This window comes from Rhizobium sp. BIGb0125, assembly GCF_024810055.1.
Taxonomy (GTDB): Bacteria; Pseudomonadota; Alphaproteobacteria; order Rhizobiales; family Rhizobiaceae; genus Agrobacterium.
Map to the genome: position 1 here is coordinate 31,839 of NZ_JANUDV010000013.1, position 14,095 is coordinate 45,933.

General features: G+C 55.4%; 12 protein-coding genes. 6 read left to right on the forward strand and 6 right to left on the reverse strand.

Annotated features, from left to right (window positions below):
- Positions 1-66 precede the first annotated feature (66 nt).
- The gene (gene hisD / locus M2418_RS25130) at positions 67-1,365 is read left to right on the forward strand and encodes a histidinol dehydrogenase (protein ID WP_250985713.1); all 1,299 of its coding nucleotides are present in this window, start codon (positions 67-69) and stop codon (positions 1,363-1,365) included.
- A 205-nt stretch (positions 1,366-1,570) separates the two neighbouring features.
- On the opposite strand, the gene dgoD is transcribed toward hisD, so the two are convergent.
- Both dgoD and M2418_RS25140 read right to left on the reverse strand, forming a co-directional pair.
- A complete protein-coding gene (gene dgoD / locus M2418_RS25135; protein ID WP_259149767.1) occupies positions 1,571-2,719 on the reverse strand; it encodes a galactonate dehydratase in 1,149 nt (382 codons plus the stop codon).
- A gap of 46 nt (positions 2,720-2,765) precedes the next feature.
- Entirely contained in the window at positions 2,766-3,530 is a 765-nt protein-coding gene (locus tag M2418_RS25140; RefSeq protein WP_259149817.1) for a FadR/GntR family transcriptional regulator, read from the reverse strand.
- 203 nt (positions 3,531-3,733) lie between these two features.
- Between M2418_RS25140 and M2418_RS25145 the strand changes: the two genes are divergently transcribed.
- From M2418_RS25145 to M2418_RS25165, 5 genes are all read left to right on the forward strand, one after another.
- Positions 3,734-4,717: an arabinose ABC transporter substrate-binding protein gene (locus M2418_RS25145; RefSeq protein ID WP_250985711.1), complete on the forward strand. Its 984-nt coding sequence runs from the start codon at positions 3,734-3,736 to the stop codon at positions 4,715-4,717.
- 63 nt (positions 4,718-4,780) lie between these two features.
- On the forward strand, positions 4,781-6,313 hold the full coding sequence (gene araG, locus M2418_RS25150) for an L-arabinose ABC transporter ATP-binding protein AraG (protein WP_259149768.1): 1,533 nt from the start codon (positions 4,781-4,783) through the stop codon (positions 6,311-6,313).
- Entirely contained in the window at positions 6,310-7,260 is a 951-nt protein-coding gene (gene araH / locus M2418_RS25155; RefSeq protein WP_259149769.1) for an L-arabinose ABC transporter permease AraH, read from the forward strand. The genes araG and araH overlap by 4 nt, the downstream gene beginning before the upstream one ends.
- Positions 7,257-8,126: an aldose 1-epimerase gene (locus tag M2418_RS25160; protein ID WP_259149770.1), complete on the forward strand. Its 870-nt coding sequence runs from the start codon at positions 7,257-7,259 to the stop codon at positions 8,124-8,126. The genes araH and M2418_RS25160 overlap by 4 nt, the downstream gene beginning before the upstream one ends.
- On the forward strand, positions 8,119-8,898 hold the full coding sequence (locus M2418_RS25165) for an SDR family oxidoreductase (protein WP_259149771.1): 780 nt from the start codon (positions 8,119-8,121) through the stop codon (positions 8,896-8,898). The genes M2418_RS25160 and M2418_RS25165 overlap by 8 nt, the downstream gene beginning before the upstream one ends.
- Positions 8,899-8,986: 88 nt before the next feature.
- On the opposite strand, the gene M2418_RS25170 is transcribed toward M2418_RS25165, so the two are convergent.
- The 4 genes from M2418_RS25170 to M2418_RS25185 all read right to left on the reverse strand — a co-directional run bounded on the left by M2418_RS25170 (position 8,987) and on the right by M2418_RS25185 (position 14,084).
- A complete protein-coding gene (locus M2418_RS25170) occupies positions 8,987-10,711 on the reverse strand; it encodes a M14 family metallopeptidase (RefSeq protein ID WP_259149772.1) in 1,725 nt (574 codons plus the stop codon).
- 6 nt (positions 10,712-10,717) lie between these two features.
- Positions 10,718-11,566: an ABC transporter permease gene (locus M2418_RS25175; protein ID WP_250985705.1), complete on the reverse strand. Its 849-nt coding sequence runs from the start codon at positions 11,564-11,566 to the stop codon at positions 10,718-10,720.
- A 6-nt stretch (positions 11,567-11,572) separates the two neighbouring features.
- Positions 11,573-12,499 carry an ABC transporter permease gene (locus tag M2418_RS25180; RefSeq protein ID WP_192489357.1) on the reverse strand — a complete coding sequence of 309 codons (927 nt, stop codon included), beginning with the start codon at positions 12,497-12,499 and terminating at the stop codon, positions 11,573-11,575.
- A gap of 61 nt (positions 12,500-12,560) precedes the next feature.
- Positions 12,561-14,084 (reverse strand): ABC transporter substrate-binding protein, encoded by a 1,524-nt coding sequence (locus M2418_RS25185; protein WP_259149774.1) that lies wholly within the window; start codon positions 14,082-14,084, stop codon positions 12,561-12,563.
- Positions 14,085-14,095: the final 11 nt, after the last annotated feature.

The window sequence follows — 14,095 nt, forward strand, 5'->3', positions numbered from 1 at the left end:
GGGGCAATTGCCGGAAAGCTCGTCGTGGAAGATGCTCACGTCAATCATACCACATAGGAGGTTTCGATGACGTCGCGTCTCAATGCGCTGAAAGGCAAATTTATAAAGATTAAAGAACCCACGCGAGACGCTGTCTCCGACACGGCTCCCGTTGAAAAAACGGTGAAGGACATTATCGCTAATGTCCGCGAGCGTGGCGACGCAGCGGTTCGTGAATACTCGCTCGCTTTCGACAAAGCCGATGTCGCTACCTTTGAAGTCACAGAGGAAGAGAAGCAGAAGGCTGTTGCTGATCTTGACCCACAGACACGCGAAGACACCGAGTTTGCCATAGCAAACGTCCGCCGCTTCGCAGAGGCTCAGCTCGGCACCATTCTTCCGCTCGAAATCGAGAGTCTTCCGGGCCTGCACTTGGGGCACCGCGTTATTCCCATTGAGATCGTCGGTTGCTATGTGCCAGGTGGACGCTATCCACTTCTTTCGGCACCGGTTATGACGATAGTCCCCGCTAAGGTAGCTGGCTGCGACCAGGTGATTGCTTGCCTACCCCCAAATGCACATCCTGCCATGATTGCTGGCTGCCACCTCGCTGGCGCAGACCGTATCTTCCGAGTGGGCGGTGCACAGGCTATTGCAGCAATGGCTTACGGGACCGAGACCATTCCTGCCGTCGATAAAATCGTCGGCCCGGGCAACGCATTTGTCAACGAAGCGAAGCGTCAGGTCTTTGGTCAAGTCGGTATTGACCAGTTGGCGGGACCGAGTGAAATCTTCATCGTTGCCGATGAAACTGCCAACCCAGCAACACTCGCGACCGACATGCTGGCCCAGGCCGAACACGATGTGCGTACTCGTGTTGGTCTTGTAACGACCAGCCGTGAGATCGCAGATGAGACCATAAAGGAAGTCGAGAAGCAGCTCGAAACACTGTCGACGGCTGCTGTTGCCGGTGTCGCGTGGAAGGACTACGGCGAAGTTACCCTCGTAGAGGACGAGGAAACGATGATCGCCTATTCCGATTACATCGCAACTGAGCACCTTCAGGTCCACACGCGCGACGCGAAGGCAACAGCGAAGAAGCTGCGCAACTATGGTTCCATCTTTATCGGTGAACTCGCAAGCGTTGTATACTCAGATAAGTGCTGCGGAACCAACCACACGCTGCCAACGATGGCCGCGGGTCGTTATACTGGAGGCCTTTGGGTTGGTTCGTATGTAAAGATCGCCACCCACCAGTGGCTGGATGAGCGTGGCGTTGCTGCGGTTGCTCCTGCCGCTGTTCGCCAGAGCGCGACAGAACAGCTTGAAGGTCACCGCCGCGCTGCGGCGTTGCGCCTGAGCCCTAAGCAGCTTGCAGCAGAATGATCTGATCCCGCCGAAAGTCTGAAGCTAAGGAAAACCGTCGAAAAATTTCGGCGGTTTTCTGCCTAAAAAAACATGATTGTGGCGTCGACTAGTCGTATCCGCCAAAACAAATTCCGGCCATAAATAGACAACGACAAAACGCCGTGACAGCGATATGTCACGGCGTTTGTTTTTGGTGAACTCTATCACCGCACCTATTGCTGTATCACCACTCAGCGACGCTGCCATCTTCATGGCGCCAGACGGGGTTGCGCCAGCGATGCCCTTCCTTGGCGCGCTCAATCACATAGGCTTCATCAACCTCAACACCGAGGCCAGGTCCCTGCGGAATGCCAACAAAACCATCGGCATACTGAAACACGTCCTTGTTGGAGATGTAATCAAGGATATCGTTGGACTTGTTGTAGTGAATGCCGAGGCTCTGCTCCTGAATGAAGGCATTGTAGCTCACGGCATCAACCTGCAGGCAGGCAGCAAGAGCGATTGGACCAAGCGGGCAATGCGGAGCAAGCGCCACGTCATAGGCCTCCGCCATCGTCGCGATCTTTCGGCACTCGGTAATGCCGCCAGCATGGGACAAATCCGGCTGTAAAATATCGACATAACCGTCAGATAGAACAGACTTGAAGTCCCAACGTGAATAGAGACGTTCACCAAGCGCAATCGGCGTCGAGCAATGGTTGGCGATTTCCTTCAGCGCTTCCCGGTTTTCAGACAGCACGGGCTCTTCAATGAACAGCAGGTTATAGGGCTGCAATTCCTTGGCCAGGACCTTGGCCATCGGCCGGTGCACACGGCCATGGAAATCAACGCCAATGCCGATATGCGGGCCAACGGCCTCGCGAATTATCGCGATGGTTTCAACGGCCTTTTCAACCTTTTCCCAGGTATCAACGATCTGCATTTCCTCGCAGCCATTGAGCTTGATTGCCTTGAAACCACGGGCAACCACATCACGGGCATTGTTGGCCACATCGCTCGGCCGGTCACCCCCGATCCAGGAATAAACCTTGATCCGATCACGAACCTGTCCACCCAGCAAAGCGTGAATGGGCTGGCCCAGCGCCTTGCCCTTGATGTCCCAAAGCGCCTGATCGATACCGGCAAGCGCACTCATGTGGATGGCACCACCGCGATAGAAACCACCGCGGTACATGACCTGCCAATGGTCTTCGATCATCATTGGATCTTTGCCAACGAGATAATCGGCCAGTTCATGCACAGCTGCTTCAACGGTCAGCGCACGGCCTTCGACAACCGGCTCACCCCACCCGACAATTCCCTCATCCGTTTCTATCTTCAGGAACATCCAGCGCGGAGGGACAATGTAGGTCGTCAGTTTCGTAATTTTCATGAAGCTTCACTCATCTAGCAATAAAGTCCGGAAGGGAAATCCGCGATCAGACGGGACAGTGATCGGGATGTTTGCGCACAGCGATTGCAAGATCGCGCGCTGCAATTTCGAGCATGTGGTTGGCGCATGTCCGTGCCGCATTGGCATCACGCAAACGCAAGGCTTCAACAAGCTGATAGTGCACATCCAGCGCCTCGACCCGGGTATCCACTGCCTCGTTGGAGGCGTGCAGGGAAAACTCCAGCGCGGCGCTAATAATGCTCGAAAGCTGCATGAAAACCTGATTGTGACTGGCTTTGAGCAAAGCGGCATGGAAGGCAACATCCGCCTGCGTGAATTTCTCCACATCACCTTCAGAATCACGCATCTGCTGCCAAGCCTGCTCTATCTCGGCAATCTCCTGCATGCTGGCGCGTTGCGCGGCAAGTTCGGCGGCAAATGGTTCGATTGCCCGGCGGGCATCGAGCACGCATTGCAAAAGATCCAGTTCAAAAATGCGCGGACCGATCCACTCCAGAACCTGCTGATCGAGGATGTTCCAGTCTTCCTTGACGCAGACCTGCGTGCCGATACGGGAACGTCCACGTACCAGGCCTTTGGATTCGAGAATCTTCAACGATTCCCGGATCACTGTCCGGCTGACGGAATATTGCGTGCACAGCTCGTTTTCTGTGGGCAGCATGCTTCCTGCGGGAAACACATCGGCAAAGATATCAGTCGCAATCGCTCGCGTTACATTTTTCTGGACACGAGGGCGTTTGACGCTCCCGGCACCATTGGCTGGCACAGCCTGTTCCTGCCGTTCTTGCAACGCCACTCTTAACCTCCCGCTTGCTTCGCCACATGTCGCGATCCTTATCGCAGTTTCACTCACATGGCGATGCCGTGTCGCATATCACGACCGCGATATGTCATATACTGACTTTTTATTCATCATACAAATGTAATTGACGAATATGATGAAAGAAACTAAACAACATACACTGCAAAGGCAGTCACCTAGGGAGAGAGACAATGGGCTTTGTTAAAACAGCCATTCTGGCTGGCACTGTCGCCGTATTCGCCGCGACCTCCGCATTCGCCGCCGACGTCAAGATCGGCTTCATCGTCAAGCAGCCGGAAGAACCGTGGTTCCAGGACGAATGGAAATTCGCTGACATCGCCGCAAAGGAAAAGGGTTTTACCCTTGTCAAGATTGGCGCTGAAGATGGTGAAAAAGTACAATCAGCCATCGACAACCTAGGCGCACAGGGCGCGCAGGGCTTCATCATCTGCACACCCGACGTGAAGCTCGGCCCTGGCATCGTTGCGAAGGCGGCAGCCAACGACCTCAAGATCATGACTGTTGATGACCGCCTGGTAAATGCAGATGGCAGCCCGATTGAAGATGTGCCGCATATGGGCATTTCTGCCGCAAAGATTGGCGAAGCAGCTGGCCAGACAATCGTTGATGAAATCAAGAAGCGTGGCTGGGACATGAACGAAGTGGGCGCAATCCGCGTCTCCTACGACCAGCTGCCAACCGCAGTTGACCGCGTAAACGGTGCGCTTGACGCCCTGAAAGCTGCAGGCTTCCCTGAAGCCAACATCTTTGATGCGCCGCAGGCAAAAACTGATACGGAAGCCGCTCTCAACGCAGCAACTGTCGTTCTCAACAAGAACGCCAAGATCAAGAAGTGGGTTGCCGTCGGCCTGAATGACGAAGCCGTCCTCGGTGCGGTCCGCGCAACGGAAAGCGTTGGCATTACGGCTGACAACATGATCGGTGTTGGAATCGGCGGCGCAGAATCCGCGATCAACGAGTTCAAGAAGGCTGACGCGACCGGTTTCTTCGGTACCGTCATCATTTCCCCGAAGCGCCACGGTTATGAAACCGCTCTCAACATGTATGAGTGGATTGCCAACGACAAGGAGCCGGAAAAGCTTATTCTGACGGCTGGTCAGGTCGCGCTGCGCGATAACTACGAGGCAGTTCGTGCCGACCTCGGCATTGAATAACCACTGATCCGAAAAGCAATGACCGGCCGCGTAAGGCGGCCGGATTTCCTGTCGGAGTGCACTATGCAAGATTTTCTGGAATTCAGGTCGATATCCAAAGGATATCCCGGCGTGCAGGCGCTCGCTGACATTTCTCTTGGCGTACGCAAAGGTTGCGTGCACGGCCTTATGGGTGAAAACGGGGCGGGAAAATCGACTCTCATCCGTATTCTGTCGGGCGATCAGACGGCTGATGAGGGGCAAATCCTTATCGATGGTGCCGTTCAAAATTATCGATCGGTGCGTGATGCATTCGATGCCGGCGTCATCGTCATCCATCAGGAACTGCAACTCGTTCCTGAGTTGACAGTGGCGGAAAACCTCTGGCTTGGCCGGTTTCCGGGCAAGGCTGGTGTTATCAACCGCCGCGAAATGATCAACGTCGTCAAACAGAAGCTCGTCGAAATCGGCATCGATATCGACCCCTCCGACAAGGTTGCTTCATTATCGATTGGCGCACGCCAGATGGTGGAAATTGCCAAGGCGATCATGGCGGATGCACGCGTCATAGCGCTCGATGAACCCACCTCATCGCTCTCATCCCGTGAAAGCGAAATCCTGTTTGCACTGATTGAGAAACTCAAATCTCAGGGCATCGTCATCCTTTACGTGTCCCATCGACTGGATGAGATTTTCCGCCTCTGCGACAGCATGACAGTGCTGCGTGACGGCAAACTTGCCGCACATCATCCTCATATTGCAGATGTCACACGCGAGCAGATCATTTCAGAGATGGTTGGCCGCGAAATCAAGAACATCTGGGGCTGGCGTGACCGTCCAAAAGGCGAAGTTCGCCTTGATGTGAAAGACCTCAGTGGCCATAAGTTACCCAAGCCGATCAGTTTCTCCGTCCGTCAGGGAGAAATTCTTGGTTTCTTCGGTCTGATTGGTGCCGGCCGCAGCGAAATGTCGCGCCTGGTTTATGGTGCAGACACCCGTTCGCGAGGTAAAGTCACTGTCGACGGACAAGCCGTAGCGGCTGACAGCCCTCCCCACTCCATACGGGCCGGCATTGTTCTTTGCCCTGAAGACCGCAAGTTCGACGGCATTATTCAGGGCCGCAACATCGAGGAAAACATTTCAATTTCCTCGCGGCGCCATTTCTCGCCATTTGGCGTGTTGAAGCCGAAAAAAGAAGCGGAACTGGCTGACACCTTCATCGCAAAGCTGCGTGTGCGCACGCCGTCACGTCAGCAGGACATCATCAACCTGTCGGGCGGCAACCAGCAGAAGGTCATCCTGGCACGCTGGCTGTCCGAACAGGGCGTCAAAGTCCTGATTATCGACGAACCCACGCGTGGCATTGATGTCGGCGCCAAGGCCGAAATTTACGAAATCCTCTATGAACTGGCTGCGCAGGGCATGGCGATTGTCGTCATTTCCAGTGAATTGCCTGAGATCATGGGCATTTCCGACCGCATCCTGGTGATGTGTGAAGGTCGTGTCGCAGTCGATGTGGAACGGCCAGACTTCAACGAACACCGCATATTGGCGGCGGCACTGCCTGATGTGTCCAACGCCAGCGAACTTCCAACTCAACAGGTACAAGCACGATGACCTCTCTGAAAAAACTCCTTCTCGGCGAACAGGGGCTCGTCGTTCTTTTTGCCATCGCCTTCGTGATCGTGTCGTTGACCGTTCCGAACTTCCTGACCGAGCGCAACATGCTTGGCCTGCTGCAATCCGTCGTGACGATCGGCATCGTTGCCTGCACCATGATGTTCTGCCTGGCTTCACGTGACTTTGACCTCTCGGTCGGCTCAACCGTTGCCTTTTCAGGCATGGTGGCAGTCATGGCGTCCAACGCCAGCGGCTCCATCATTCTCGGCCTGATCGCGGCGCTGCTGTGCGGTGGCGCCGTTGGCCTCATCAATGGTCTGGTGATTGCGAAATTCCGCATCAATGCGCTGATCACCACACTTGCGACCATGCAGATTGTCCGTGGTTTTGCGCTTATCGCGTCGGATGGTCGCGCCGTGGGCATTAATGATCCGAGCTTTTACCAGCTGGCCTTGTCCAAATTCCTGGGCATTCCCACACCGATCTGGGTCATGGCTGCTATGTTTATTGCCTTCGGATTTCTGCTGAACCGCACCGTATTCGGCAAGAACACACTGGCAATTGGCGGCAACCCGGAAGCCTCGCGTCTTGCCGGCGTCAACGTCGTCAACATGCGTGTCTGGATCTTCATGTTGCAGGGGCTGGTCTGCGCCGTCGCCGGTGTGCTGCTTGCGTCCAGAATTACCTCTGGCCAGCCCAATGCCGCGACCGGCCTTGAACTGTCGGTTATCTCGGCTTGCGTTCTTGGGGGCGTGTCCCTGGCAGGTGGTCGTGCGGCCATTAGCGGCGTTATCGTTGGTGTCCTCATTATGGGGATTGCCGAAAACGTCATGAACCTCCTGAACATTCAGGCTTTCTACCAATATGTGGTGCGTGGCCTGATCTTGTTGTTGGCCGTGTTGCTCGACAATCTGCGCTCCTCTGCAGCCGGTCGCCGCCAGTGACAGAACAGACAGGACATCATCTGCACGACGGACAGCTGGACGTGTGGGTTTCAACAAAGGGCGGTAGCGTAAGCGCCGCCTTTTTTGAAGGAACACCTGTCTTTGTGGCGGCTGGCGGACCAGACAGCCAGGCTGCATGTTTTCCTCTGGTGCCATTTGGCAATCGGGTAGAATTCAACAGCTTCAATGTTGGAGATGAGGTCTATCGCTTTCAGCCGAACAGCAGTGATCCACTCTATGTGCACGGCGATGGCTGGCTGGAAGACTGGACAATCACCGATAGCAACTCACAGACGATTGAACTGTCGCTGCGTCATTGCGCCAATGATATAACGCCGTATGACTATTTGGCGCGTCAAAAGATCTTTGTCTTCGAAGGGCGCCTGACAATGGAACTGTCGGTGCAGAATGAAGCGGCCAAGCCTATGCCATTTGGCGTTGGTTTTCATCCGTTTTTTGCCCGCACCGGAGCTGTTACGGTAAAGGCGGCAGTTCAAACCTTCTGGACAGAACGCCAAAAGCATCTACCGGGACCGACCGCTGCTATTCCTGCAGATATCAATCTTTCTGATGGTACCACCCTGCCCGCCCGTTTTATCAACAATGCGTTTTCGGGATGGGATGGCCGCGCTCAAATCGTCTGGCCGGAACTCAGCATAAGCGCAGACCTTGAGGCAACGCCCAACAACGACGTCGTCATGTTTTACACACCGACCGAACGCCGCGACTTCTTTTGTTTCGAGCCGATGACACATCTTCCCAATGGTCATCATTTGGCTGATTTTGGAGGTCTGGTCCTCCTTGAAAACGGCCAGCAACTTCAGTCCGGTTTCAGCATCCAATTCAGGAAATCATCAAATGACTAGCAGATTAAACGGCAAACGCATCATGATCACGGGTGCCGCGCAAGGTATCGGCCTTGCTATCGCGGAAGCATTCGCGCGCGAGGGTGCCGATCTGCTGCTGGTTGACCTCGATGGCGATCTGCTGGCTGAAACGGCACAGCGTTTGAAACAGTCCGGCAACAAGATCGCCTATCGCACCGATGACATCTCCAATGCCATTGGCATGGCTGAGGCCGTAGCCTATGCAAAGGACGAAATTGGAACACTCAACGCATTGGTGAACAATGCCGGCGTCAACGTGTTTTCCGATCCACTGTCGACCACCGATGAAGAATGGACGCGTTGCTTTGATATCAATCTCAAGGGCGCCTGGAATTGCTGCCGCGCGGTTTTGCCAGATATGATCGCAACAGGTGGCGGCGTTGTCCTCAATATTGCTTCGACCCATGCATTCACCATTATTCCGCACACATTCCCGTACCCACTGGCCAAGCACGCGCTGCTGGGACTGACGAAGTCGCTCGGTCTTGAATATGCGGGACAAAATGTGCGGGTCAACGCGCTGGCACCTGGTTATGTCTCGACCCAGAAAGTCATCGACTACTGGAACAGTTTCCCGGACCCCGAAGCCGCCAAGGCCGAAACCATGAAACTGCACCCAACGGGCCGCATCGCCACGCCAGAAGAAATCGCCATGGCGGCGGTGTTCATGATTTCGGACGAGTGCCCGTTCATGAATGCCACATGCCTGACCGTCGACGGCGGACTAAGCGTACAGCAACATCCGGCTTAAACCGGCAGCACGCGCTCTGATAAAAACAAAGAGCGACCTCATCTTGTCGTATGAGGTCGCCCTTATTTTATAAAGCGGTCGTGGCTGTTCAGGATGTTGCGACGATATCCTGCCAGGCCTCATAGGCCGAAAGTACCGTTTCCATCTGCGCGGTATGACCGGCAACGAAGTCATCACCATAGATGGTTTCATCAGGATATTCGGTAATCAGCGTCATTGGCACTGTGTGGCGATCATCAACCGATGCCAGGCACGGGAAACCATTGATGACACGGAAACCGGTTTCTCCTGCATGAATTTCATAGAGCGCAACCTGCCGCTCATTATAGGCCAGCAGGCCCGGTATCGCACTGAGGTGCCGTGTGACACGGTCCAGTAGACGTTCGGCCTGCGGTTCCCAACCGGCGTGGTAACGCGCCACCAGGAAAAAGCCCTTCGGCAACGTCCACATCGCAAAATTGCGCGGCACGTAACCCGAAAGCGGCCGCGTCCATTCATGGGAGGGGTAACCGTGCAGATTGACGTGCAACAATGCGCCGCTCAATTGCTGCGCATCAAAGCGGATCTGCTTCTCGTTGATATGACCAGCTGCGGTTTCTTCGGTGCGATACTCGAGATCGTCACCAAGTGCCGTGTAGCGCGCAGCATGATGCATATGGCGCGGGTTATCGACACAAAGGCGCTGGTGTAGTGCGTAACCGTCCGGGTTCTCCAGCGGAGAAATCGTAAAATGTGCGCCCGGCCGTTGCACGAGCTGTTTTGCGGCCCTGACCGCGCCGCAAATGCCAGTGGTCTCATTGGGATGTTGACCACCGCTGATCATCACTGCAGCGTCGGTACCATTGATGTAACGGGCATGCAGCACACGTCCTGCTCTGGAGCGCGCCTCGAAGGCCTCGCCACCCACCTCGGAAAGTGCGGCAACGATCTGCTGCGTGGCTAGCGGGCGTGTCGCTGTATCGAGATCCTGGACCTCACCATCAAGGTAGCCGGTCGTCAGCGGGCGCACAGAAACGCAAACCGAGACGGCATTTCCGTCCCTGACGATCTCAGGAACAATCTGGCCCGGTTTCAAGCCGCGATCGCCGATGGGACGGCCGGACTTTTTCTGGAAAAATTCCAGAAGCGAAAAGTAGAAATCTTCGTGGAGCGCTTCACGCAGGCTTATCGCCTCGTCGCCAACCGCAATCCGCTCATCGTCGGCAGGAAATGCAACACGAATATTGAGCTCTTCGAAGTAAGGCTCATCCATGCCCCAGTCGTAAGTGGCAACAGCATCGATTGCTGAGGCAAACAGCGATTCATAATCGGTTTCCAATCGCACACCTGGCTCGTCGTCACGCTGTACCCAGCCGGTCGGAGACAGATTGGTTTCGTCCGCCGCATCAACATGCACACGGTTGGGAGCAAGGACCTTGATGGTCTCTGTCCGACCCATTCGATGTAGGACAACGTCATAATGCAGGTTCGCGTCCTTGCGAGCGGTGAAGCTTATCGCGCGCGCTCCGACCATTTCTGCAAGGGGATAGGCCTCGAGACGAAACCTGTTTTCCGGTGCATTGGGATGCACTGGATAAAACACTTCAATGCTTTCAACGCCGTCGAGATTAATTTCTTCCAAAAAAGCATAAAGCAGCGGCTTGTAGGCGCTGCGCAGCCGCGCCGTAACGCCTTTTTCAGCAAAAGCGCGCTCGGCGGTACGGCGGCTTGCCCGGTCGTCGAAAGTCCAGGCCTGCAATGTGCTGCCAGGCAACGCTTCTGCAAGCAAAGTATCAAGCGTGCGCGTCGAACGGCGGTCGAATAGAATTGTCATGGCAATTTACCTCGAAGTGCGGCCGGTCGGGTCGAGACTGTCACGCAGCCAGTCACCCAGAAGGTTTAGGCCAAGAACGGTCAACAGAATGGCCAGACCGGGGAAGACGCTGACCCACCAGGCCGTTTGCAGATAGGTACGGCCGTCTGCCAGCATGCCGCCCCAACTCGGGATTGTCGGATCAACGCCAAGGCCCAGGAATGTCAGGCTGCTTTCCAGCAGAATATTGTTGGCAACGTTCAGGGTCATCAACACGATTACCGGACCAATCAGGTTCGGCAGAAGGTGCTGGAAGATGATGCGCCAGTCTTTGACACCAATCGCTCGCGCCGACAGAATGAATTCGCGCTCACGCAATGTCAGCACCGAGCCACGCACCAGACGGGCGTACTGCACCCATTGCGATACGATCAGCAGAATGATGGTGTTGGTCAGGCTGCCACCAACGATGGCAATGAAGGTGATCGCCAACAGGATGAACGGCATGGCAAGCTGCAGGTCGGCAAAGCGCATGACCAGCATGTCCCAGAAGCCACGGTAATAACCGGCAACCAGTCCGACCACGACGCCAAACACGACGGCACCGAGAACAGACGAAAAGCCGACAAGCAGCGAAATCTTGCCGCCGGCAACAACACGCGCCAGCACATCACGTCCAAGTGGATCAGTGCCAAACGGGTGTGCAGCACTTGCAAAGGGTCTTGCCAGACGGGCCATAAGGTCGATCTTTTCTGCCCCGCCTGGGAACAGGAAATCGGAAAATAGCACTGCAAGGCAGATAACAACGGTCAGGCAAGCGCCAAGCACAAATTCAAGACTTGCAAAGCGGGAAGCGCGTGAGGAATTGGCAGCCATCAGCGATTACTCCGTGCGAATGCGCGGATCGACCAGCCCATAGGCAATATCGACCAGCAGGTTAATGCCGACAATCAGCAGGGAAAGAACGGTGATGACACCCTGCAGCACAGGATAGTCGCGCGCGGCGACCGCATCAAAAGCAAGCGTACCCAGGCCCGGCCAGTTGAAGACACGTTCAATGACCACGATACCACCGAGAAGGCCGCCGAACTGCAGGCCGAAATAGGTAATGAGTGGAATGGCGCAATTGCGCAGCGCATGTTTGTAGAGCACCTTGCTTTCGCTCAAGCCCTTGGCGCGAGCAACCATCACATATTGCGACTGCAGAGTGTCCAGCATGGCTGTGCGCACAAGACGAACATTGGTCGCGGTCAGGATGACGCCCATGGTCAATGCGGGCATGACGTAGCTGGACATGCCAACCATGCCGCTTGGCGGCAACCAGCCAAGCGTTATGGCAAACAGCAGCACCAGCATGGTCGCCAGCCAGAAATTCGGGAAGGAAAGACCAATCAGCGAGAAGATGCGGATGGCCTGGTCGGCAGCCTTGCCACGCGATGTTGCAGCCTTGATGCCGAGCGGAATGGAAAGGGCGATCGACACGAACATCGAGATAAAGGCCAGCAGCAACGTAGCCGGAAGCGCATCGCCAACAAGACGGGAAACGGAGGTGCCGCCGGTAAAGCTGCGTCCGAGGTCGAACGTGACGAGCCCTTTGAGGAAGCTCACATATTGCACGAAGAACGGCCGGTCAGTGCCCAGTGCTTCACGTATACGCGCCAGATCATCTTCCGTCATGCTTCCGCCGCCGCCCTGAAACATCATCAGGGCCGGGTCGCCAGTCAGGCGCACGGCAAAAGACACAAGAAGCGTAATGGCAATGACGACAAAAAGCGCCTGCAACAATCGTTTGATGAGGAAACCGGCCACGTTTTTTCCCTTCGCAAGTCAGAGGCGCCGCCCGTCAGGCAGACGGCGCCGTTTCGTCGGATTACTCGACGGTTACCTCGTTCAGCTTCAAGCGGTTGTCAGGAGGAGCGACAAAGCCCTTCACGCGCTTGTTGATGCCGAAGATGGCGTTGGAGTTGTAGAGCGGCAGTTCGAGTGCCTTGTCGGCAACATACTGGCCAACTTCGCGAAGGATCTTTTCACGCTCTGCACGGTCGGTCAGCGGACGCTGCGATTCCAGCAGCTTGTCCAGCGTCTCGTCCTTTTCATACGGGTTCCACTTTTCACCCGAGTGGTACATGGCATAGGCCGTGTTATCGAAGTCGAATGTCCAACCGCCCCACTTCTGCTGGAACATCGCGCCGGTTTTGCCCTGCGGGATGATATCGTTGACCAGCACGTTGGTCTCATAAGGCTTGATGGTTGCATTCAGGCCGACCTGCTGAAGGTAGCTGGCAATAACCTGTACCACTTCATTCATGGTGGAATCTGCACCGCGAACGTCGATCTGCAAAGGCGTTCCAGCCTTGACGCCAGCGTCAGCAAGAAGCTTCTTTGCACCGGCAGGATCGTAAGGCAGCGGCTTCAGTTCGGGATCATAACCAAAGGACAGCGCGCTCTGGAAGCTTGCGATCTCCGATGCCTGACCAGCCAGAATGGACTGGACGATGGTGGAACGATCGACAGCCATGATGATGGCCTTGCGAACACGCGGATCGGCAGTGATGCCATCACGGGTGTTGAAACGCAGCGCATCTACGGTTGGGCCGGGAACGCTGACAATCTCCAGCTTGGAATCGCCGGTGATGACAGGGATCATGCCAATCGGAATGGTTGGCGGAATAACGATGTCGACACGACCGGCCTGAAGTTCGGCAACGGCTGTGGCCGGCTCGGCGATAAAGCGGTACTCAAGCTCGGAGATCTTCGGTGCACCACCCCAGTAGTCCGGGTTGGCTTCCAGCTTGATGTCAACCTTCGGAGCATAGGACGAGAACTTGAACGCGCCGGTACCGACCGGGTTGACGTTGAAGTTGTCCTCACCCTTTTCCTGAATGTATTTTGGCGGAACGATCATCGCGCCATAACCGGCCAGCTTGGTCAGCAGAACCGGGTCCGGCGACTTGAGTTTCATCTCAACCGTGTAGTCGTCTATAACATCAACGCTTTCGATAACGGTGTAGTTGGAACGTTGTGGACCCTTGGCGCCTTCATCTCCCAGAAGACGGTCAAAGGTGAACTTGACGGCAGCAGCATTGAAGTCTTCACCGTTATGGAATTTGACATTCTGGCGCAGCTTGAAGCGCAGCAGTTTGCCGTCATTCAGCTCTTCCCAGGATTCAGCAAGTCCCGGAACAACTTTAAGGTCAGGACCACGGTAAGTCAGACCATCGAAAATGTTGGTAGAAACGGAAGCCCATGCCACCAGAAACGTGTCGATCGGGTCCCAGCTTCCCGGATCCTGTTGCAAGGAAACCGTCAGTTTCCCGGCGGCAGCGGCTGGCTGTGCCGAAGCAAGAGCCAGCGCCATGAAAGTAGCACTTATTCCCCATTTGATTATTTTCATGTACCTCTTCC

What these genes read in the sequence shown, in the direction of transcription:
- hisD (WP_250985713.1), top strand. Translation starts at nt 67, where the DNA reads ATGACGTCGCGTCTCAATGCGCTGAAAGGCAAATTTATAAAGATTAAA.
- dgoD (WP_259149767.1), bottom strand. Translation starts at nt 2,719, where the DNA reads ATGAAAATTACGAAACTGACGACCTACATTGTCCCTCCGCGCTGGATG.
- M2418_RS25145 (WP_250985711.1), top strand. Translation starts at nt 3,734, where the DNA reads ATGGGCTTTGTTAAAACAGCCATTCTGGCTGGCACTGTCGCCGTATTC.
- araG (WP_259149768.1), top strand. Translation starts at nt 4,781, where the DNA reads ATGCAAGATTTTCTGGAATTCAGGTCGATATCCAAAGGATATCCCGGC.
- araH (WP_259149769.1), top strand. Translation starts at nt 6,310, where the DNA reads ATGACCTCTCTGAAAAAACTCCTTCTCGGCGAACAGGGGCTCGTCGTT.
- M2418_RS25165 (WP_259149771.1), top strand. Translation starts at nt 8,119, where the DNA reads ATGACTAGCAGATTAAACGGCAAACGCATCATGATCACGGGTGCCGCG.
- M2418_RS25170 (WP_259149772.1), bottom strand. Translation starts at nt 10,711, where the DNA reads ATGACAATTCTATTCGACCGCCGTTCGACGCGCACGCTTGATACTTTG.
- M2418_RS25175 (WP_250985705.1), bottom strand. Translation starts at nt 11,566, where the DNA reads ATGGCTGCCAATTCCTCACGCGCTTCCCGCTTTGCAAGTCTTGAATTT.
- M2418_RS25185 (WP_259149774.1), bottom strand. Translation starts at nt 14,084, where the DNA reads ATGAAAATAATCAAATGGGGAATAAGTGCTACTTTCATGGCGCTGGCT.